The organism is Streptomyces fungicidicus, from assembly GCF_003665435.1.
Classification (GTDB): domain Bacteria; phylum Actinomycetota; class Actinomycetes; order Streptomycetales; family Streptomycetaceae; genus Streptomyces; species Streptomyces fungicidicus.
In genome coordinates, this window is record NZ_CP023407.1 from 414,148 (window position 1) to 435,001 (window position 20,854).

15 protein-coding genes and 2 pseudogenes are annotated in these 20,854 nt (G+C 74.0%); 8 read left to right on the plus strand and 9 right to left on the minus strand.

Annotation, left to right across the window (positions count from 1 at the left end):
* Positions 1 to 38: 38 nt before the first annotated feature.
* The 5 genes from CNQ36_RS01705 to CNQ36_RS01725 are packed head-to-tail and all read right to left on the minus strand — an operon-like array spanning position 39 to position 12,448.
* On the minus strand, positions 39 to 1,814 hold the full coding sequence (locus CNQ36_RS01705; protein ID WP_121544630.1) for an SWIM zinc finger family protein: 1,776 nt from the start codon (positions 1,812 to 1,814) through the stop codon (positions 39 to 41).
* On the minus strand, positions 1,811 to 5,344 hold the full coding sequence (locus tag CNQ36_RS01710; protein WP_163013177.1) for a vWA domain-containing protein: 3,534 nt from the start codon (positions 5,342 to 5,344) through the stop codon (positions 1,811 to 1,813). The genes CNQ36_RS01705 and CNQ36_RS01710 overlap by 4 nt, the downstream gene beginning before the upstream one ends.
* Before the next feature lie 5 nt (positions 5,345 to 5,349).
* A complete protein-coding gene (locus CNQ36_RS01715) occupies positions 5,350 to 6,519 on the minus strand; it encodes an ATP-binding protein (protein ID WP_121544632.1) in 1,170 nt (389 codons plus the stop codon).
* A 35-nt stretch (positions 6,520 to 6,554) separates the two neighbouring features.
* On the minus strand, positions 6,555 to 11,597 hold the full coding sequence (locus tag CNQ36_RS01720) for a hypothetical protein (protein WP_121544633.1): 5,043 nt from the start codon (positions 11,595 to 11,597) through the stop codon (positions 6,555 to 6,557).
* On the minus strand, positions 11,594 to 12,448 hold the full coding sequence (locus CNQ36_RS01725; protein ID WP_121544634.1) for a DUF4132 domain-containing protein: 855 nt from the start codon (positions 12,446 to 12,448) through the stop codon (positions 11,594 to 11,596). The genes CNQ36_RS01720 and CNQ36_RS01725 overlap by 4 nt, the downstream gene beginning before the upstream one ends.
* A 230-nt stretch (positions 12,449 to 12,678) precedes the next feature.
* Between CNQ36_RS01725 and CNQ36_RS01730 the strand changes: the two genes are divergently transcribed.
* The gene (locus CNQ36_RS01730; RefSeq protein ID WP_163013178.1) at positions 12,679 to 13,251 is read left to right on the plus strand and encodes a hypothetical protein; all 573 of its coding nucleotides are present in this window, start codon (positions 12,679 to 12,681) and stop codon (positions 13,249 to 13,251) included.
* Positions 13,252 to 13,355: 104 nt separating this feature from the next.
* Here the strand turns inward: CNQ36_RS01730 and CNQ36_RS01735 are convergent, their stop codons facing one another.
* Complete coding sequence (locus CNQ36_RS01735) at positions 13,356 to 14,054, minus strand: restriction endonuclease (RefSeq protein WP_121544636.1); 699 nt, start codon at positions 14,052 to 14,054, stop codon at positions 13,356 to 13,358.
* Between the two features lie 659 nt (positions 14,055 to 14,713).
* Between CNQ36_RS01735 and CNQ36_RS01745 the strand changes: the two genes are divergently transcribed.
* The 4 genes and pseudogenes from CNQ36_RS01745 to CNQ36_RS35805 all read left to right on the plus strand — a co-directional run.
* On the plus strand, positions 14,714 to 15,322 hold the full coding sequence (locus CNQ36_RS01745) for a YdeI/OmpD-associated family protein (RefSeq protein WP_206278404.1): 609 nt from the start codon (positions 14,714 to 14,716) through the stop codon (positions 15,320 to 15,322).
* A gap of 184 nt (positions 15,323 to 15,506) precedes the next feature.
* Positions 15,507 to 15,809 (plus strand): transposase, encoded by a 303-nt coding sequence (locus tag CNQ36_RS35795; RefSeq protein WP_410177129.1) that lies wholly within the window; start codon positions 15,507 to 15,509, stop codon positions 15,807 to 15,809.
* A pseudogene (locus CNQ36_RS35800) lies at positions 15,761 to 16,183 on the plus strand (transposase); the annotation flags it as partial. The gene CNQ36_RS35795 and the pseudogene CNQ36_RS35800, both read left to right, overlap by 49 nt.
* Positions 16,122 to 16,301 (plus strand): annotated as a pseudogene (locus CNQ36_RS35805) (hypothetical protein); the annotation flags it as partial. The pseudogenes CNQ36_RS35800 and CNQ36_RS35805, both read left to right, overlap by 62 nt.
* On the opposite strand, the gene CNQ36_RS01755 reads toward CNQ36_RS35805, so the two are convergent.
* The gene (locus CNQ36_RS01755) at positions 16,276 to 16,896 is read right to left on the minus strand and encodes a hypothetical protein (RefSeq protein WP_240659410.1); all 621 of its coding nucleotides are present in this window, start codon (positions 16,894 to 16,896) and stop codon (positions 16,276 to 16,278) included. The pseudogene CNQ36_RS35805 and the gene CNQ36_RS01755 sit on opposite strands and share 26 nt — an antisense overlap.
* A gap of 287 nt (positions 16,897 to 17,183) precedes the next feature.
* Between CNQ36_RS01755 and CNQ36_RS01765 the strand changes: the two genes are divergently transcribed.
* The 3 genes from CNQ36_RS01765 (at position 17,184) to CNQ36_RS34560 (ending at position 19,057) form a co-directional block, all read left to right on the plus strand.
* Positions 17,184 to 17,771: an SMI1/KNR4 family protein gene (locus tag CNQ36_RS01765; RefSeq protein ID WP_121544638.1), complete on the plus strand. Its 588-nt coding sequence runs from the start codon at positions 17,184 to 17,186 to the stop codon at positions 17,769 to 17,771.
* Positions 17,772 to 17,902: 131 nt separating this feature from the next.
* Positions 17,903 to 18,892, plus strand: coding sequence for a phosphotransferase family protein (locus tag CNQ36_RS01770; protein WP_121544639.1), 990 nt, complete (start codon positions 17,903 to 17,905; stop codon positions 18,890 to 18,892).
* A 27-nt stretch (positions 18,893 to 18,919) separates the two neighbouring features.
* Entirely contained in the window at positions 18,920 to 19,057 is a 138-nt protein-coding gene (locus tag CNQ36_RS34560; protein ID WP_163013180.1) for a hypothetical protein, read from the plus strand.
* On the opposite strand, the gene CNQ36_RS01775 is transcribed toward CNQ36_RS34560, so the two are convergent.
* Positions 19,054 to 19,860 carry a helix-turn-helix domain-containing protein gene (locus CNQ36_RS01775; RefSeq protein WP_121544640.1) on the minus strand — a complete coding sequence of 269 codons (807 nt, stop codon included), beginning with the start codon at positions 19,858 to 19,860 and terminating at the stop codon, positions 19,054 to 19,056. The two genes, CNQ36_RS34560 and CNQ36_RS01775, sit on opposite strands and share 4 nt — an antisense overlap.
* Positions 19,857 to 20,687: a helix-turn-helix domain-containing protein gene (locus tag CNQ36_RS01780; protein WP_121544641.1), complete on the minus strand. Its 831-nt coding sequence runs from the start codon at positions 20,685 to 20,687 to the stop codon at positions 19,857 to 19,859. The genes CNQ36_RS01775 and CNQ36_RS01780 overlap by 4 nt, the downstream gene beginning before the upstream one ends.
* Positions 20,688 to 20,854 lie beyond the last annotated feature (167 nt).

A 20,854-nucleotide genomic window follows, 5' to 3' on the forward strand; every position in this document is an offset into this window, starting at 1 on the left:
GCGCAGAGAACACTATCCGATGTTAGGTACGCCTTACCTCAGTGGATCGGGGTCGCCGGGGGACGCGCACCGCCCGCCCCGGTCGCGGTGGCCCCCCAGGCGTCCGCGCACAGGGCCCGTTCGACCGCGTCGGTGTAGACGGCGGCGGCCAGCCAGGACCGGCCGAAGCGGTCCGTGTCGGCCGGGAGCAGGCGGCCGAAGACGTCGCGGGAGCGGTCCGCGGCGGCGGCGTGGAGGTCGTCCAGGAGGTCGCCCGCCGTGGCGAGGCCGGCCCGGCGCAGGCGGGCTCCGTCGTCGGGCCGGTCCCCGGCGAAGGCGAGGACCCGGCGGCCTCCCGACACCGCCTGGTGGACGCGGCGGCGCAGCAGGTGCAGCGGGGCCTCGTCCCCGGCGGGCAGGGCCCGGTCCGGGGGCGCGACCACCCCGCCGGGCAGATCGGCGTGCTGGAGGCGGTCCAGGCCGAGGTCCACCCGGGCGTCCGGGTCGGCGGGGTGCTCGGCCGCGAGCAGCAGGGCGCGGGGGAACGGTCCGGGCACCAGGCGTGCGACGATCCGCAGCCGGCCGCGGCCGGCTGCGGCGAGCAGGCGGAGGTTCTCGCGGCAGGGCAGTGACGGGTCGTCATGGGCGGTGGTCAGCAGCACGGACAGTCCGTCGCAGTCGGCCAGCAGGCAGTCGCCCGCTGTCTCCCGCACGGCGCCGACGGGGGTCACCTCGAGGAACAGCAGGTCCCGCCCCCCGTTCAGCGCCCGGGACACCTGCTCGGCGGCGGGCTCGGCCCACAGCCGGTCCAGCGGCTCGGCACGCCATGCGACGCCGCTCGCGCGCACCGCCCGCACCCCCGCCCCCGCGCCGAGCCGCCCCGTCGGGGAGACGGTCGCCCCGGACACGGCCAGCCCGGCGCGGGACAGTTCGCGGTGGGTCAGGGAGGTGTCGCCGATCCGCACCGCCCGGTCGGCGGCGTCGGTCGCCCGGGCGGGACCGCCCGGCGCCACGTCCGACACCGTGTACAGACGTCCCTCGGCGTCCGCGGTCCAGGTGACCGCGCCCGCGTACCCGGTCGCCGTGAGCACGGGCTCGGAGAAGAGGCCGTACAGGCGCAGGGAGCCGTCCGGCCGGTACGGCTGCCGGGCCGTGCCGCGCAGGTCGGTCAGCTCCGGGCCGGTGGCGTGCGGGAGGCGGTGGGCGACGCCGAGGACGCCGGCCAGCGCGCCGGCGAGGTCGGTGAGCCGGTACCCGGGATCGCCGGAACGGGCCGCGCGCACCCCGGTCACCACGGCGACCGCGGCGGCCGAGAGCCTGGGGAGGCCGGCCAGGCGGGCGGTGTGGGCGGCGTGCAGCAGTTCCGCCTGGAGCACGGCGCCGGCCCCGTCGGTGCCGGCTTCCAGGACGGCGGCGGCCGCGTCGGACACCGCCCGGGCCGCGGCACGCCGACCGGCGTTCGCGGCATCGTCCCCCGCCTCCGCCGCCGGTGCCGTCTCCGGCTCGTCGGGCGTCTCCGGCTTCTCCGGGTCCCCGGCCGGGGCCTCGTCGGCGACCGGCGCGGCCGAGGCCGCCGCCGCGCGGTGCAGGCAGTCGGGGGCCAGCAGGCACCCGCAGCGGATCGCGTCCGCGCGGGTCACCGCCCCGCCGGGCGCGTGCAGCACCAGGTCGGTGTCGTCGTCGACCGCGATCCGCACGGTGTCGCCGTCCCGGACGGCCGGACGCGCCACGAGCTTGGTGACGCCCGCGTCCAGCCGTTTCCGGAGCCGGGGCGGGAGCGCCCCGACGAGTTCGGCGGTGACGGACGGGACGACCGGAGGCAGGTCCGGGCTCATGCGATCTTCTCCCCTACCCAGCGGGCCAGTTCGAGCGGACTGAGGGCGGCGACGGGCATGCCCGCGGCGACGAGTTGGCCGGCCACACCCGTGGAGTAGCGGGGCCGGCCGGTGTCGTCGAGGCTCGCGCAGCCCAGGACGTGGCAGCCGGCCGAGACCAGCGCGCGGACCTCGGCGAGCAGGCCGCCGAGGGGGTAACCCTCCTCGAAGTCGCTGACCACCACGACGAGGGTGCGTGACGGCACGGTCACGAGCTCGCGCGCGTGCCGCAGCCCGGCGGCAATGTGGGTGCCGCCGCCGACGCTGACCTCCAGCAGGAGCGACAGCGGGTCGTCCACGTGCCCGGTGAGGTCGATCACCTCCGTGGAGAACGCCAGGAAGTGGGTGGAGAGCGTCGGCACCCCCGCGAGCACCGAGGCGGTCAGCGCGGCCCACACCGTGGACGCCTCCATGGACCCCGAGACGTCCGTGACCAGGATCAGCCGCCAGTCGGCGGCCCGGCGGCCCCGGGCGCGGAAGACGGGGTGCTCGGGGATCACCCGGACCGTGCCGTCCGGGTCGCGGCGCGCGGTCGCCAGGTTGGCCCGGAGGGTGCGGGGCAGGTCGAGGCCACCGCCGGGTCGTTTGCTGGGGCGTGGCAGGGCGGTGCCGTGCAGGGCGGGGCGCAGGCGGGTGGCCAGCTGCCTGGTGAGTGCCTCGACCAGCCGCCGCACGAGCGGTCGCAGGGCGGCCAGCCGTGCCTCGGGCAGTCCCCCGGCGTGCCGCAGCACGGTGCGCAGCAGGTCCACCGAGGGCCGCACCCCGTCCGCGTCCAGTTCGGTGAGGACGTCGGTGCGGCCCGACGCGGCGGCGGCCGCCAGGACCTCCTCCCGGATACCGGGTCCGAACAGCGCGGCCAGTTCCTCCGACCACTCCCGCACTCCGGGATACGGGGCCTCGCGTCCGCCGCCGGTTCCACGGCCCGTGAGCCCGCCGCGGCTGCCTTCGCCGCGTCCGCTGCCGTACAGCTCGTCCAGCGCGGTCGCGAGTGGCGCGGCGGAGGACGGCAGTCCGTCGGTGCGGCGGCCGAGGAGGAGGCGCCAGCGGTCGGCGGGGGCGAGGCGGCGGTCGTCGGCCGCGGCGGCCTGCGGGACGGTGTCCGGGAGGACTTCCGGCGTGCCGCCCGCAGGCGGGGGCAGCAGTGCCAGCGACCGCAGTGTCTCGCGGGCCGCGAGGTCCGCCGAGGTCCACGCGGCGAGCGCGGCCGGGTCGACGCCGCCGGTGTCGGCGACGTGTGTGGTGCCCAGGCGCTCCTCGACGGCGGCGAAGAGCCGGTCGCGGGCGGCGGGGCTCAGGGTGTCGAAACCGCCGCGCAGCGCGGGGAGCCGGTCGAGGAAATCCCGGTCGGGCAGCTCGGTGATCCGGGTGAGCAGGGGTTCCAGCGCGGGCGCCGCCGCCTCCAGCAGCGGTCCCGCAGCGGTCAGCAGGCCGCCGAGCCGGGCGGTGAGCGCGGCTCGGGAGTCGGGGTCGGTGGCCCCGTCGACCCAGGAGGCCACACGGTCGCCGAAAGTGTGCGCGTCCTCGTGCCCGAGCAGGACGCGTACGGCCCCGGCGGCGCCGCGCATCAGCGGGGAGCCGTCGGCGGCCAGCCGGTCCAGGGCGTCGGCGAGCCGGATCCCGCCCAGCAGGTCCGCCCGGTGGGACAGTTCGAGCAGGGCGTGGGCGTCGGCGGGGTCCTCGGACCCGGTCAGGCCGTCGACCTGCCGCACCGCCGCCGCCGTGAGCAGTTCCGCCGCGGCGGCCGCCCGGGCGTCGCGGTCCGGGTCGGCGGGGAGGCCGGGGACGTGACCGGCCCGCAGCCGGTCCAGCAGGGCGAGTCCGGCCAGGAGTTCCGGCAGGGCGGCGGCCGTGGGCAGGATGTCCGCGACGTCGTCGAGCCGTTCGCCGGCGAGCCCGGTCAGGCCGCACTCCGCCGCCCGTTCCAGTCCTTCGAGGGCCTGCGCGGCCGTGGGCCCGCCCTCGTCGGCCTCCTGGCGCCGCCGCTGGCGCAGCACGCCTTCGGCCGCCTGCGCGGGGGTGACCCCGCGCACGCCGGCAGCGGTCAGCATGGCGGCCGTGGCGGGTGTCCAGCGCACCTCCCAGCGGGAGGTGAGGGCCTCGGCACCGCCCGCGCCGACGACCTCGCGGGCCTCCGCGTAGGGCACCCCGCACACCGTCAGCCTGCGCAGCAGCAGTTCGCGCCGCCGGTCGAGGTCGGAGCGCAGCGGGTCCAGCCGCAGATCTCGTGCGGGGCCGGGGCCGCCCTCCCTCGGTCCGGGCAGGGAGAGCCGCGCCAGTTCGGCCTCGACCGCGGGGACGAGGCCGCTGCGCGGCGCGGCGGGCGCGGGGCGGCCGGTGCGGGTGCCGACGAGCACGCGCTCCATCGCCCGCGCCACGGCCCGTCCCCGCCCGTACGGTTCGCCCTGCGCGAGCACCGTCTGGACGGCCTCGACCAGTTCGCCGCGGCCCGCCGCGGGCAGCCCGCGCAGCCGGGCGAGGTCCGAGGCGAGCCGGCTGATCTCCCGGGCGTCGGCGGGACCCGAGGGGTGCCCGAGGCCGCGCAGTTCGGCGCAGACGCGTACGGCCGCGCGGGCCAGCGCCTCCTCCAGGGCCGCCGGGTCGCCCGCCGCGCGCAGGACCATGTCCTGCCACTCCGGGTCCCGGATGCCCGCCGGGTAGCCGGACCGCTCGTCGAGGAGGGCGTAGGTGTAGGGGATCAGCGAGGTGTTCCACTCGGGCCGGCGCGCGTCGTCCGCGACCGGGCCCTCCTCCTTCTCCTCCTTCGTGTCCCGCTGGAGCAGCGCCGGGGCGTGGAAGGCGCCGACCACCACGGCTGCCCGTTCGCCCCGCGCGGTGGCTTCGGCCAGCCGGGCCCGCATCCAGCGTTCGCGCCGCAGGTCCAGCTCGGGTACGCCGCCCGAGGCGGCGGCGTCCTCGCGCAGGGCCCACCCGGTGAGCAGGGCGGCGCGCCGCAGGGCCTCGGGCGGGGAGCCGGGGGCGGTCGCCTCGACCAGCCGGTCCCAGAGGTCGTCCCCGGCACGGCCCGTCAGCCGGGTCCGCAGCGCCTCGGCGAGCCCGGGGCCGCCCGCTGCCCGCTCCGCGGCCCGCCGTCCGTCGCTCCACGCGGGGTCGGCGAGCGGCAGGTCGCAGGCGGTCACCGGCACGCCGTGCCGGACGGCCCAGCGCACGGCGGCCAGTTCGGGCGAGAAGTCGGCGAACGGGTAGAACGCCGGTCCCCCGTCGCCGCCGTCGCCGGCTGCGGCGAGCGCCACCGGGGCCCGGGTCTCCTCGTGCCCCAGCCAGGGCAGCCACCGCTGCATCTCCGCAGGCAGTTCGACGAGGAGCACCTCCGGCTCCGCCTCGTCCAGCAGCGCGGGCACAGCCGCGGCCAGGGAGGGCGCGTGGTGCCGTACGCCGATGAGGCAGGGCGCGGACGGGCCGGTGAGCAGGGCGAGCGCCTCGTCGGGGGTGACGGGCGGGGCGTCGGTGGCGACCCCGTGGGAGAGGGACACGGCCGTCAGCCCTCCAGGACCGTGCGCAGGTCCCACAGGGTGCGCCAGGTGGCGGAGCCCTGCTCGGCGCGGCGCCGGACGGGGCCGTCCCAGTAGCCGCGCAGCCGGGCGGCGTCGGCGGGGTCGTCCTTGCGGACCACGCCGAGCAGGTGGCCGGGCAGCAGTCCGAGCACGTCCCGGTCACCCGGGAAGTAGGCGGCCGCTAGGGCGAGCGCGCCGGCGACGGACACGGCTTCGGCGGTGCTCATCACCGTCGAGGGCCGCTCCACCTCCCAGCCCTCGGCCGACCGGCCCTCGCGCAGGTCCCGGAACGCGGTCACCAGGGCCTCCAAGACGGCGTCGTCGACCTGGAAGGGCGCGCCGGAGCGCTCCACGGCGGCCCGCGCCTGGCCGCGCACCAGCGCGGTCTCCGCGTCGAGGTCGCCGATGGGGCCGACCGTCTCGAAGTTGAAGCGGCGCTTGAGGGCCGCGGACATCTCGGAGACGCCCTTGTCCCGCAGGTTGGCGGTGGCGATGAGGTTGAATCCGGGTGCCGCGTGCGCCAGGGCGTCGTCGGTTCCGGCGAGTTCGGGCACGGCGATCCGCCGCTCGGAGAGCAACGACACCAGGGCGTCCTGCACTTCGGGCAGGCAGCGGGTGACCTCCTCGACGCGGGCCGTCGCGCCCCGGGACATGGCGGTCAGCACCGGGGACGGCACGAGCGCCTGCCGGGTGGGGCCCTGGGCCAGAAGCAGCGCGTAGTTCCAGCCGTACTTGAGCTGGTCCTCGGTGGTTCCGGCCGTGCCCTGCACGACCAGTCCGCTGGTGCCGCACACGGCGGCGGAGAGCAGCTCGGACAGCATCGACTTGGCGGTGCCGGGCTCGCCGACGAGCAGCAGGCCGCGCTCCCCGGCGAGGGTCACCACGCATCGCTCGACGAGTGCCCGGTCGCCGACGAACTTGCCCTCGACGACCAGGCGGTTCGGCACTCCGGCGGGGGCCTCGGCGGTGTCGGGCAGCTTCAGGGCCCGGCCGTCGCTGCCCATGACGAAGGTGACGACCGCGCGCGGGGTGAGCCGCCAGGCGGGCGGGCGGGGTCCGTCGTCGTGGGCGGCGAGGAAGGCCAGTTCGGTCGCGTACCGGTCCTCGGGCGGGACGATCTGGCGGGCCGGGGCGGGCGGGAGGGTGGTGGTCATGGGTGCGGATTCTTCCGGGTGCGGGTGGACGGTGGTCATCGGCGGCGGCCCTTGCGGGTGGCGCGGGTGGTGAGTTCCTCGTAGGCCGGGGCGTCGCCGGCGCGGACACGCTCCCAGGCGCGTGTGAACAGTTCGGGCACCGGCATCAGCGGCACCGCGCGGGAGTGGCCGCCGACCGGGTAGAGCGCCTGCTTCCAGACCTCCACCGGAAGCCCGGGCGACTTGAGGTCGAGCCAGCCGCAGGGCAGGAACAGGGTGCGGCCGGCGCGGGCCCGCTTCGCCTCGACGACCAGGCCGGTCGCCGCCAGTTCGGCGCGGGCCTTCTTCATGCGGGCGGGCTTCCAGCCCGTCCAGCGGGCGCAGTTGCGGTCCGTGGGGTCGGGCAGGGCCAGGAGCTGCAGGTAGAGCGCCGCCGCGTCCTCGCCCAGGCCGTGGGCCCCGGCGACCTCGGTGACCAGGCCGGGTACGCACAGGGAAGGGTCCTGGGCGTATCCGGCGGGCCCTTCGGCGTCCGTCCCGGCGGCGAGGGCGCGGGCGAGTTCGTCGCCGAGGATCGTCCGCAGCGCCCGCATGCCGTCGCCCCGCGCGGTTCCGACGATTCCCTCAACCAGGCCGAACACGGGGTCGTCCGCCGTGGTGAGGGCGCCGGTGCGGACCAGGACGGCCTCCTGGTCGCCGTACCAGGGGCGCAGTGCCAGTGCCTCGCCGACGGGTGTCAGGCCGTGCGCGCCCGCGCCGCCGGTGGCGGGCATTCCGTACGCCTTGCGCAGTTCGACGGCGGTGGACGAGCCCTTCTCCGTCCACCCCAGGTCGAGGTCGAGCAGCAGCTCCGGGTCCGCTACGCGGCGGCGCAGCGCGGCCAGCCCGGCCGGCAGGACGGCGCGCAGGGGGTGGCCGTACGGCAGGGAGTAGGCGAGTCCGGCCAGCGCGGTCACGGCGCGGGTCAGGTGGTGGCGTCCGGGCAGTGCCCGGGGGTCGTCCGGTACCAGGCGGCCGTCCTTGTCGGGGCGCAGCGCCGTGGTGCGGCTGATCCAGGGGGTGCGCCGCGGGTTGAGCACCTCCTCGACGGAGCCGGTGGCCAGACCGGCCAGGGAGAGTTCCCCGGCGAGGTCCTCGGGCAGGCGGACGACGCCGTCGAGGCGCTCCGCCCACACCCGGCCGGCCGTCTCCGTGTCGGGTCCGGCGGTCCACAGGTCTCCGGGCCGGGCGGGCAGCAGCGCGCCGATGAGCGCCGCGCGGTCGTCGGGCCCGAGCGACGCCAGCAGCGCGTCGGCGAGCTGCTTCTGGCGCGGTTTCAGGCCGGTGGCGGCGATCACCTCGTCGGTCAGCTGGGAGGGCCTGCCGGCGAGCAGCAGGGCGGCCTGCGCGGGTCCCAGCCCGCCCCGGGTGGCGGCGGCCAGGATCCCGGGCGCCTCCGGCTGCCAGGGGGCGGCGCCCTTGTCCCGGATCAGCGTGGTCACCTCGGCGAGTTCCGCGGCGGGGAACACCGGCGGGTGCGCGGTCTCCCGCTCCAGCGTGAAGTGCGCGACGGCGCCGAACGCGGCTGCCGGGTCGTGGTCCAGGGCCAGCCAGTTGACGCGCCCGCGGTGGAGGTCGACGTTCTGGCAGCCGAGGACGACGACGGTGCGGCCGTCCCGGCGCAGCACCTGGCCGGAGCGCTCCTGCTTGTGGTGCGGCTCGCTCAGCACGATCTCGCGCAGCGCGCCCCCGGGCACGGCCAGCGGGCCTTCCGTGACCGCGTCGAACAGCAGCAGCAGCGCTTGTCGGTGTGTTTCCGTCAGGGTGGCCGCGGCGGCGCGGTACGCGAGGGGCCGCAGCACGTCCAGCACGGACGTCCACACGGCGCCGTCGCCGGGGACGGTGAAGTCCTCGCTGTGCCAGCCGCCGGCGGACCCGGTGAGCCGGGCGGAGGAGTGCAGGGGCTTGCCGTCCGCGGGTTTGCCGGACAGGACGTGGTTCACGGCGCGGATCTGGCGCAGCGTGCCCCACCGCAGCCCGCCGCCCCACCAGCCGTGCAGCTCGGCCAGACCGGCGGTCGCCTCGCGCAGTGTCTGGTCGTCGCCGTCCTGGGGGCGGTGGTCGGCGAACATGCCCTCGAGGCGCTTGCGTTCGGTCCGGGGCCGCTCGACCGGGGGCGTCACGAACGTGGCGACGGATTCCGCGAGGCGCAGCACCGCGTGGACGAGGGCGGTGACGCCCCGGAGCAGGCGGGGCTCGGTGAGGTCGGGCAGGCAGTGGGCGACGGCCTCCCGCAGGACCTCGTCGGCGGTCGGGACGGCCGGCTTGGCGTTCTTCCCCGGGGTGCTCCCGGTTCCGTCCGCCGTGTCCGCCCGGCCGGCCGCAGCCATCTCGGCCTGCCGCCGGGCCAGTGCCCGGGCGCCCGCGCGCAGCAGTTCCTCCGCCTGTCCGTCGCTCAGCGCCCGCAGGATCGCCGACGCGCTCTCGTCGCGGGGCCGCAGCGCGTGCCAGAAGTCCACCGGCGGCACGAGTCGGGTGCCGGCGGCGAACTCGCCCCCGCGCTCCAGGGGCGTCAGCCGGCCCAGCTCCCGCACTCCGCCGGCGTCGTCGCCGGTGTACAGGGTGATCTGGCGGTAGTGGCTGACGACGAGGGGCTCGACGCCGCCCGGCAGCCGCAGGGTGCCGATCGGAACGCCCGGTATCCGCCCGCCCGTCGGCAGGGTGGTGCTCCGGCCGTCCGGAGTGCCGACGGTGGTGCGGGCCTCGTCGCCCTCGCCCTCGGTGCGCACCCAGCGGCCGAGGACCGTGCCGTCCGTGCCGAACGGGCTCTCCTCCAGGCCCGGTTGCAGGGGCAGCACGGCGCAGTGCTGCTGGACCAGGGTGGCGCCGTCACGGATACCGGACTGCAGGAACGCGGGCAGCGAGGCCCGGCCGTGGGTGCCGGTGGCCGGGTCGTACTCGAGCCACACCTGCCGGGTTCCCTGCCGTCCCTGGCGCCAGTACGAGGTGCCGTCCCCGAGGATGCGGCGGGCGGGCGGCAGGACGGTGTCGCCGGCGTGCAGGGCGCGCCCGCCGGTGGCACGCCCGCCGTCCGGCAGCGGGACCGAGGTCTCGCCGGCGTCGCCGCTGCCGTACCAGTGCGGGAGCTTCTCGCCGCCGAGCGGGAACACCTCCGCGGGGCGGGCCGACCAATAGCCGTACTGCTTGCCGTCCTGCCGCCACATCACCAGCAGTTCGCCGTCCGTGAAACGGAACGACGGGCGCTGCCAGCGGTCCAGTCCGGTCGGCAGCCGCAGGTCGTGGTCGAGGAGGATCTCCCGGGGTCCCACGACGACCGCCTTGTGCCTGCGGGAGAGGATCAGCGCCGGCCAGGCCTCGTGGACGGCGAGGGTGTCGTCGCTGTCGCGACGGGTCTCGGCGTCGAGCCGCCGCAGGGCCTCGTCGAGGGCGGGCCAGCCCAGTTCGTCCGGGATGCCGGCGCGCAGGGTGCGGCCGAGGAGCGGTGCGATGTCGAGCGCGGCGGCGCGGGCGACGGCCCCCGGACTGACCCCGGCGGCGACCGCGCGGAACGGGCGCAGCCGTTCCAGGGCGGCGCGCGCGGCGGCCAGGCCGGTCGCGGCGTCCAGTTCGGCGGCGGCGTCGTCCAGCCACTCGCGGAGCACGTCGGCGAGCACGGGGTGCGCGGTGAGGCGCTCCAGGATCTCCTGGCCGCCGCCCCGGCGCTGTACGTTGCCGACGGCGGCGTACAGCAGGCGCCGGGCGCGCGGGTCCGCCGCGACGGCTGTCAGGTCGCGTTGTCCGGGCCGGGTCTCCCGCAGCCACTGGCCCAGGGCGAGGTGGACCTCCTCGCCGGCCGCGGGCGGGGTCAGCGGAACGTCCTGCGCCACGCACAGGTCCAGCAGGTCGAGGTCGGTGCCGGCGTGCCAGCGGCCGGTGAAGAGGTCCACGGCGCGGTCCTGGGCGCGCAGGCGCGTCGCCATGCGTTCCACCAGCGCGAGGGTGGCGGGCGAGCGGTCGCTGACGGTGCCGCCGTGCTTGCGGTGCAGTGCCCAGCGGCTGAGCCAGTCGGCGGCGCCGACCGCGTCGGCCGCCTCGTCCTCACCCGTCAGGAGCCGGTCGGCGCCGGTCTCGGCGAGCAGCGCCAGCCAGAACTCGTCGTCGGCGGTGGAGCGGCCGAGACCGGCCGGCATGATCTCCAGCAGCCGGACCCGTACGGCGGGCCGCTGTCCGGCGAGGGCGACGAGCGTCGTCCGGTAGGTGTTCCAGAAGGAGGCGGGGGCCCGGACCGCGGCGGGCGACGCGAGCAGGTCCGCGACCAGCGCGCACTCCTCGGTGTCCCGGTCCAGGCCCGCGGCCTTGATCAGCGCGCGGGCGTCCTGGGGCAGCGACGCGTACGGCGGCATGCCGGCCGCGCAGCGCTCCACGGTCAGCTGCCGGAACTGCGCCCATGCCTCGGCCGGGGTGAGCCGTGCCCCGAGGGCCTTCACATGCTCCTTAAGTGCCTTGACGGTCAGTGCCCCGGCGAACGCGAACTCCAGGAACACCGCCCGCTGCCGCTCCTCGTCCACGGTCAGCGCGTGCACCCGCTCGGCGTCCCGGGCCTTGCCGAAGAACGCCGCCGCGTAGGTGGTGTTCTCGTGCTGGAGGAAGACGCGGGCGGCCTGTTCGTAGAAGGTGGGAAGGAAGTGCGGGACGGCCCGGCCGAGCCGCGTGCCGAGCGCCTCGAAGCCCTCCTTCGCCGTGCCGGGGCGGGACTTGGCCTGCCGGGCGAGCCGCTCGACGTCCTTGACCAGCGCCAGCGCGTGGTGCCCGTTGGCGGGGTCGTTGACCAGCGCCCAGGCGGGAAAGCCGAGAGTCTCCCGGCGGACCTGTCCGACCTCGGGGGTCCGCGCGTCGCGGACCAGTCCGAGGAAGTCCAGGGCGAGGTCCTCGGCCTCGCCGAGCGTGCCCGGCACCAGCCGCACCACGCTGCGCTCGTCCAGTGCGGGATGCGTGTAGGTGCGGACGGTGAGGACGTCGGCGTCCTCCCGGTCCGTGGTGCCCGGGGGCAGTACGGCGCCGGCGTCGAGCAGTGCGGCGGCGGTGGTCTCGTCCCGGGTGGTGCCGTCGTACGTCGTCATGCCGCACGCTCCTCGTCCTCGATGTCGCGTCCGGCGTACAGCGCGGCCGCCATGCGCATGCCCTCCGACCAGGCCACGGGCCCGACCTGACCGAGCTTGAGCACCCGGCCGGCCGTGTCGGTGAAGACCAGGGGGCCGGTCTCCGTCTCCTCGTATCCGTCGTAGTCGCCGACCCACACCCGGGCCTCGACGGCGCGGCCCTCCTCCACCACGGAGCACACGGCGTGGCCGCCGCGCACGCGGTAGCCCAGCTGGGTGGCGCGGCCGTGCAGGAAGCGCAGTTCCTTGAAGGCGCCGCCCGCGTAGTCCTCGACGGAGGCGGCCTCGGCGTCGAGTGCCGCGGGCCGGTGCCACACCTCGCGGAAGAGCTGCTGCGCGCGCTGCTCGACGCCGAGTTCGACGGCGAACTCCCGGAGGTCCTCCAGGTCTTCGAGGAGGACCGGGTGCGGCAGGCGCACCAGGTCCGGGGTGAGCCGGACGGTGTCGCCGTCGAGGTCGACCACGCCGAGGCCGCGCTCGGGGTCGGCGTCGCGCAGGAATCCGGCCACCGCGCCGTCCGTCCCCGTGACCACCACGTCGCGGAGGGCGGCCCGCCAGGCGGGGTCGGGCCAGACCCCCGCCAGGACCGCGAAGGGGACCGGCAGCGAGCGCACCATCCACCGCTCCACGTCGGCCAGGCACTGCCGTTCGTGGCGCTCCAGCCACTCGGCGAGCTGCCGCAGCCCCATCACCGCCGGATCGTCGGCGATCTTGGGCGGTACGGACTTCAGCCGCCGTCCGGCCGCGTTGCGGCACACCACCTTGCCGTCGTCGAGGGCGACCTCGTAGCCGCCTGCCGACACCCACCCCATGCGTGCCTCCCGCACCCGCAGTGATCAAGTACCGGGAACTGTAGAGCGTGCCGCTGACAACGGGTCCGGGGTGACGCCGAGGCGCCGTGCCCACCCGCGGGGGTGGTCCGTTAAGGGGTGGCTCCAGCTGGGGAACGTTTATCGTTCGTGACTGGGCAACGTTCTGCATCAACGGAGGATGGCAGGCTCTTACCTATGTTCCGCACCGGGTCAGGCCTACCGTGGACGAGGTGAACGAACCCACCGCTTTTGGTTGGCTGGTGCTCCTCGGGCTTGTGCTGCTGGTTGCCAAGCTGGTCGACGATTCCACTGCCAAGCCGACCGAGACGGGGCCGCCAGTCGTAACGGGGCCGCCCTGGGAAAACCGAGTCGAGTCGGCACGCCACTTCATGAAGTTGCACCTCACCTCCGGAACGGGCGACGAGCACTACCAAGAGGCCCAGAGGCGCCTGGCCACCGGCATGGAAGCCATCGCGGACGAGTCGATCAAACGAGCGTCGCACTATGGGCACCATCAGGCGCTGCTGCATCTTGCGGTGATCCACGCCATGGAGAAGGAGTCTGACCGAGCCAGATGGGCATTCGACACGGCTGTCCTTGTAGTGAACCCTGCGGGTACCGAACCCGATGACTTCAGGCCCACGATGGCCGGGATAGCCCTGGTCTGGCTGGAGGCCCGCCCGTGGCGTGCCGAGCAGTGGGAGAAGGCCGTATGTAGGGAACACCCTGGGCTGTCCGGCTCGCAGATACGCGCCAAAGCCATCGAAGCGATCCTCGAAACGATTCCGCCTTTGAAACCGTGACTCGCCGGCATCTTCCTCTGATCCTCCCGGCAGTCCCAGGTACTCACCCGGGACGGGCAGCAGAGCCCGTCCCCGCGGTCGGGGTACCACGGGTGGGGCGGCTGTCATGAGCGTGCTGTCGGCCGCCGCGGTGGAGGTCCCGCACCCAGCAGTTCCCACAACGGGCGCGAGCCGGTCGCCCATTGCGCGAGGACCTGGCGGTCGACGAGGTGAAGGCGCTGTTGGCGGGCGAAGGCGCGGCCGGGCCGGGTGATGCGGCCGTTGGTGACCATGACGACGACGTCCGCTCGGTGGACGGGGCGGCCGGTGCCGTTGAGGACCTGCAGATCGGGTGTGCCGACGGCCGCGCCCCGGTCGCCGTTTCTGCGGTGCTTGCACTGGATGACCCAGCGCCGGCCGTAGGGGTCGGTGGCCTTCACGTCCGCGCCGAGGTCGCCCCGGCCGCCGACCTGAGCGGCGTCCGCGCAGCCGTCGCGGTGCATCAGGTCCCTGATGGCGTGCTCGAACTGGCGGTGGGTGAGCGCGTCCAGCTGCCTGAGCCCGTAACGCAGTGCACGCGTCCGGACCCGCTGCCACTGCGCGCGCTGGGTACGGTGCTGCCACCATCCCAGCCCTCCGAGCAGCAGGACGAGGACGGCGACGACGAGGACCCACCAGTGGGCGATCAGCCAGTTGACCACCATCACCAGCAGGCTGATGGCCGCCAACGCGGCAATCCCCACGGCCGGCAGCCGCATGTCCTCCTGCTGCTGCCGGCGGCTGCGCCCCGGTCGCCGGCGGCGCTGAGGCGGGCGCCGGCTCATCAGTGGCCATCCGGGGTGGAGAAGTCGACCGGGTACGAGACCGTCGGCGTGGGCCGTGGCGCGCTCACGCTCGCCGGTGGCTGACCCGGGCTCTGATCGAAGCGGATCGGATGGTTCCCCACCGGCCCCTCCCCCGGCTTCGAACGGGAACCACCCGGCGCCCACCGAGAGTGCCCGCGCACCGGTGTCCCGTCGGAACGCACATACGACCGTACGTACGGCATCTGGTCCTCCCCCGAGTTCATCACGTCCGAGTGAGGACCATGCTCGAGGCGACCACTGACAAACGATCCAGGTGGGAGCGGTCGGAGTGCCCGTTCAGGACAACGGCTCCCCGTCGTCCGCACCGACTGCTGTCCGACTTCACTCGAACGACAGTTCCGCGCCGGCTCACACCTGCGCACACCTGTCGGCAGACACCACCCGTGGTGACCGACCGCCCCCGTACGCCCGGCCCGTCCACAAGAGCCGGCAGGCCCGCTCTTCGGCCCTCAAGACGAGTTCCCGGCCCCGTTCACGCCCGACCGAGCGCCGTTCCACCCGCCCCGTGAGGAACGTCGTCGTGCTCAGCCGGCGGACTGTAAACGGACAACCAGGACGTGGCCGGACTCAACATACGCACGACACATCCTGCATCCGAGGCCGTGCCCGACTGCGTCATGCCAATCGGCCAGGTGTGGTTCGCTGCTGGGGTGACTCAGGACTTGGAGATCGTCGCATTCGAATCCGCCGAGGCGTTCGAGGCATGGCTCGGTGAGAACCACGCCGTCTCACCGGGCATCTGGCTCAAGCTCCGCAAGAAAGGCCCCGGAATCGTCGCCCTGGACTACGTCCAAGCGCTCGAGGTGGCACTGTGCTACGGCTGGATCGACGGCCAGAAGGGCAAGTTCGACGACCAGTGGTGGCTCCAGCGGTTCACCCCGCGCACACCGCGCAGCAAGTGGTCCAAGGTCAACCGGGGCAAGGCGGCAGCCCTGATCGAACAGGGCCGGATGCGCCCGCCGGGACAGGCCGAGGTCGACCGCGCCAAGGCGGACGGTCGCTGGGAGGCAGCCTACGACGGTGTGAAGACCGCCACGGTGCCGGACGACCTCGCGGCGGCCCTGTCCGCCAACCCCGGCGCGGCGAAGTTCTTCGAGACACTGGACCGGCAGAACCGCTACGCCATCCTGTACCGGATCCAGGACGCCAAGAAGTCCGAGACCCGGGCGCGCCGGATCGAGAAGTACGTGGCAATGCTGGCGAAGGGCGAGAAGCTGCACCCGTAGTGACCACGGCCGTGTGATGCCCCGGCGTCCCGCCGCGCCCGCAGCCCTGGCAGCAGCCACCCCGTGCCCTCACCGAGGGCGACGAAACTCTGAGCAATCATCCCATTTGGCTGAATAGGCTGCTGCCGTGGCGCGGATTGTTAAGCGACTGGTGCCGGATGAGCTGTGGGAGTTGCTCCAGCGAGTGGTTCCGGAGGCACCGTCGCGGCCGCAGGGTGGTGGCCGGCGTCGCCACGGCGACCGTGGGGTCCTGGCCGCGATCGTGTTCGTGGCGACCTCGGGCTGCACATGGCAGCAACTGCCCGCGGCCTCATTTGGGCCGCCCGGCGCGACGGCCCACCGCCGGTTCACCGAGTGGACCAAGGCCCGGGTGTGGGCCGAGCTCCACCGCCTGGTCCTTGACGATCTCGGTGCCCGCGGTGACCTGGACTGGTCGCGGTGCGCGATCGACTCGGTCAACATGCGAGCCCCGAAAAGGGGGACCTGACAGGTCTTAATCCTGTCGACCGGGGCAAGTACGGCTCGAAGATCCACCTGATCACCGAGCGGACCGGTCTGCCCCTGTCCGTCGGCATCTACGGTGCCAATGCCCACGACAGGCAGGCCCTGATCCCGCTCGTGAAGGGCATCCCTCCAATCCGGTCCCGCCGAGGACCGCGCCGACGAAGGCCCGGCAAGCTCCACGCGGACAAGGGCTACGACTACCTTCACCTGCGGCACTGGCTGACACAGAGCGGCATTCGGCACCGCATCGCGCGTAGGGGCATCGAGAACTCACAGCGACTCGGTCGACACCGCTGGACGATCGAACGGACGATGGCCTGGCTTGCCGGCTGCCGCCGACTCCACCGCCGCTACGAACGCAAGGCCGCTCACTTTCTCGCCTTCGCGAGCATTGCCTGCACCATCATCTGCTTCCGCAGACTCGAGTCTGGGAGAAGCCGCGCGAGCGCTCAGGCGTTGGCGGCTCCGTAGTGGAGGGCGCCACCTATCGGCAGCAAGTATCCAACGCCCCGTTCCTGCGGCATCTGCCCTGCCAATGTTCCGGCGTCCGCACAGCCGGAGACCTCGAACCCGACGACCCCCAAGCTGAAGGCGGCTCTGGTGAACGTCTCCCTGCCGATGGCAGCCAGCCAGTCGTCCATCACGTCGGATCTGAAGAAAGGCCGACCGTCCCAGTAGGCGAGGCCGGCGTTGTCCAGCGCGCCGACCGGAACATAGAAGTCCAGCCAGTCGCTGCTGTCATCGCCGCCACGGATGGCCACACAACCACACACGACCAGCTGGTTCGTCGGCAGACGAACCTGACCGCAAAGGTGGCCGTACTCGGTCAGAGAACTGACTGTGCACGGCACCGGGTGCTGCTCCTCAGGCTCGAGATCCCTCCGGCCGAAGCACCCCTGGACGCCTGCCGCAGCCCACAGGGCTGTCAGTACGTCCTGCAATCGGGCATCATCGGTCGCCCCGATCTCGATCGCCAGCTCATAGAAGCCGTCGGACCAGTTGGTCGGGTTCCGGAAGGAAGCAGGAGACGTCATGACGTGATCATGCTTCCATGCCCAGTCCAGAGCCACCGTATTCGGGCTGCGGCCAACCAAGCCCTGAGCAGGCACACGCTCAGCATCGAAGACCCGGAAATCATCCCCGGGCCCGCCGGGAGTGCGGCGGCAGCTGAGCGGAGCGTCGCCCAGCACCGTCGCTGCCTCGCGCACCGGTTCGCCAACCGGACCCGGCCCGGCATGCCGACGTCCACGCACTACTGACGTCGGGACACAGCCGGCGCTCGGTCCAGCGGCAGCTCTCGCAGAATGAGCTCTGGTGCCGTGCGATAGATTGCGGGCGACACGAGAGAAGAGCTCGCATGGACTCCCGCATCCCGCGGTTGCGACGCAAGCTGGCACGCATCCCCTACGCGCCCAACCGAAGCCACTCCTTTGGGGAGGAGCGGCACGAGTTTCGTCTCGGCCCCCGCCTCACCAAAGGGCAGGCAGAAACCTTTCAGACCGAGCATGACGTGGAACTCCCACAGCCCTATCGTGATTTCCTCACCAACATGGGCGGCAGCGGTGCGGCTCCGTACTACGGACTGATCCCGTTGGAGGACTGCACGCTCTTCACGATGAACTCCAGAGACGCCAGCACGGGCTCGAGGGGATTCAGCCGGGCCTACCGCCCCACCCGCCGTGGTGACCTGTTCCTGCGCGTCATCGAACGCGGCTGCAGCGATCTCGTCCTCATAGGCGTAACAGGCCCCCTCACCGGGCGCATGCTCATCGGCAACGCAGACGGTTTCCGGGGCCCGAACGTCTCCTCAGCCCCGGACTTTCTCGCCTGGTACGAACGATGGCTCGACCACATGGCTGCCGGACAGGACAACCGGGCTCTGGAACTCACCTCACCCCAGCTCCGAGCGCAGCCGATTCGGCAGCGGTCCGCTCACTCGCCGTGACCACTCCACAGAACCTGAGCCAGAACCGGAATTCGTGAACAAAGCCACGGCTATGAACCTGCCAAGGCCGGCTGATTCACTGGAAGCCGACTCGGCCAACGGGGCGTCTGGCCCGGGGATAGGGTCGGCGGATGCGCCAGTTCACGGATAGTGAAGCCTTGTCAGGGATCGTGCCTGAGGCACTGGGGGCGGGAGTCCGCGTTGTCCGAGTGGACCGGTTGCGTGGTGGGAGCAAGAAGGGCGTCTACCGGGTTCACACGAGCGGATCACGTGCAGCGAGTGTGATCGTCTACAGCTGGGCCGAGGCCGAGGACTTCTGGCCGGCTGCGGAAGCCGTCGACCCGGCCCACCCCTTCGCTCACGCCTCCGGGCTGGCCCCCTTCCTGGCGGCCCAGCGGAGACTGGACGGCCTTGGAGTCCGGGTTCCAGGGGTGCTTCTCGCTGACGACAGCCGACGCCGCTACCCGGCGGACGTGGCAGTCGTCGAGGACATTGCCGGCGGCACTCTGGAAGCGCTCCTGGAGACGGATCCCGCACGCGCGTCGCATGCCTTGAACGAGCTGGCCGCGACGCTCGACCTGATGCACCAGCAGCACAGTCAGCACTACGGCAGGGTGGACTTGCTCGAACGGGGTGACAAGGCGAGTGGCGATTCATGCGAGCAACTGGTGCTCGAGCGTGCCGTCGAGGACCTCGCCGAGGCGGCCGAACGCGACCCCGGCATCGGATCAGCCGCGGCCCCGTTGCACGTCCGCCTGGAGGAACTGGCCACACGAGTGGCTCCGCGCACGCAGCACGGGCTGATTCACGGAGAACTCGGGCCCGACCATGTCCTGGTCGATGCGTCCGGGCACCCCGTCCTCATCGACATCGAGGGTCTGATGTTCTTCGATGTCGAGTGGGAGCACGTGTTCCTGCGGCTTCGTTTCGGTGACCGGTACCCGGCCTTGTCCCGCCCCGGACTCGATCCGGCACGGCTCGACCTCTACATGCTTGCGATGCGCCTCTCACTGGTGGCCGGCCCTCTTCGCCTGCTCGACGGCGATTTCCCGCACCGCACGGTGATGCGGGAAATCGCCGAGCACAACGCGAAGGCGGCGCTGGCTCTGTTGGTCCACTAGCGTCGAAGAGGAACGATCGCACTGCCGTTGGGCAGTCCTGGCGGCTGCGCCGAGAGAAGTCCGCACACCGGCCTGACCCTCTACCAGGTCCTCGACCTTCCCCAGGACCTGCTGGAAACGAAGCCGCCGCAGACAGCCCAGAACCTGACGAAGCACTACTCCTAAGGGTGGTAGCACTCGCGGGAGGTACCGCCGGCCGGGAGGAAGCAGAGGCGCAGGCCGGTGCGGGGTGCCCCGCCGATCATCGGGGTGAAGCGGTAGACGCGGGTGTCCGCCGGGGTGCGGACGACGACGCTGCGCGGGCGGGCGCCGGGCGCGGTGACCTCGACCGTGTCCCCGGGGCGGGCGTGCCAGACGCGCCCCCACGCGGCGGCGCACACCGTGCTGTACCGGATCTCCACGCGGGCGCCGGTGCCGGTGCGGTGGGGCGGACCGAGCGCGTCGGCCCGGCCGGGCAGTCCGCAGGCCATCCCGTCGGGGTCCCTCCCGTCGCAGCCGTCGCCGTGGCAGCCGGGGGCCGGATCCAGTGCCGGGGAGACCGGGGCCGCCGGGCGCCCGGAGTCCCGGTCGGGCAGTGACACGGCGGCCGCCGCAGCCACCGCCGCCGCCAGGGCGGTCACGGTGCCGAGGGCGAGCCGGCGCCGGTGCCGCCGGGGGCGCGCCACGCCGGTCCCGGCGTCGTGCTCCGGTTCCTTCGGCGGCGGTGCGGCGGAGCGGGCGCGACCGCTCCACTGGGCGTCCGCCAGCTCCCAGAGCGCGAGCAGCCGCCCGGATGGTTCGCCGGCCCTCTCGCAGAGTGCCTCGACGGCCTGCCGGGGCACCGGCAGCCTGCCGTTGAGATAGCGCTCCCAGGACGACTTGCTGTACGGGGTGCGCGCGGCCAGGGCCGCCAGGCTCAGGCCGGTGCGGGCGCGCAGCGCGCGGAGCCGTTCGGCCAGGGCCGCGCACTCGGGGGCGGGGTCGGTCATCCGCGCAGCACCCGCCAGGTGTGCGGGCCCACGATGCCGTCGGCGGGCAGTCCGGCCTCCTTCTGCAGCCGCGTCACGGCCGCGATCGTGCGCTGCCCGTAGATCCCGTCGACGGTGCCCGGGTCGATGCGGTGGTGCTTGAGCAGGCACTGCGCCTCCACCACGTCCCAGCCCGGTCCGGCGAGCACGGCGGTGCGTGTCGTGCTGTATCCCGCGGCCAGGACCCCGCCGCTGCGGCGCACCGGGCAGGGATAGGTCTTCCACGGCTCGAAGACATACCGTCCGGGCCCGTGCCGGGCGGACGTGGCGCTGCCGCCGGAACCCGGCTGGGCGGTCGGGGCGCCTGCCGCGTCGCCCGTCGCCGTGCCGTCGTCGGCACCGCCGCCCGGGGCGGCCGTCAGCCATCCCGCGCACAGTCCGGCGAGCGCGGCGGCCACGACGGCGGCCGCCGCGACGGGCCGGGAGACCCCGGGCCGCGGTCCGTCCCGCTCCTCCGCCCCCTGGCGCGGCCCCGCCGGTACGGGGGTGTCGTCCTCCGTGTCCGCGGCGGGCGCGGTCCGCCGCCGCCAGGCCTCCTCGGCCACCTCGTACAGGACCAGCAGCCGGGTCGGTTCCGTCCCCGTGATCCGGGCCAGCTGCTCCACGGCGTGACGCGGCGGCAGCGCCTTCCCGTTGAGACAGCGCTCCCACGAGGAGCGGCTGTAGTCGGTCCGGGCCGCGAGCGAGGTGAGGCTCAGCCCGCTGCGGTCCTTCAATCTGCGCAGCTGCACGACGAGTTGCCGGACCCGCTGGTCCAGCGAGTCGGGCAGTTCCTTCCAACGCGGCATGGCTCGCTCCGTAGGCGTCGGCGGACTCCGGGGTCCTCCCCCGCTCCATGTTCCGACCACTGGCAGCCCCGGCGCGGGATTCCGGTTCCCGGTCACACCCCTGGCCCATACGTCTTCGGCCACTCCCGGCGACGGCAGGCGTCCCGGCGGCACGGCGTCCCGCGCGG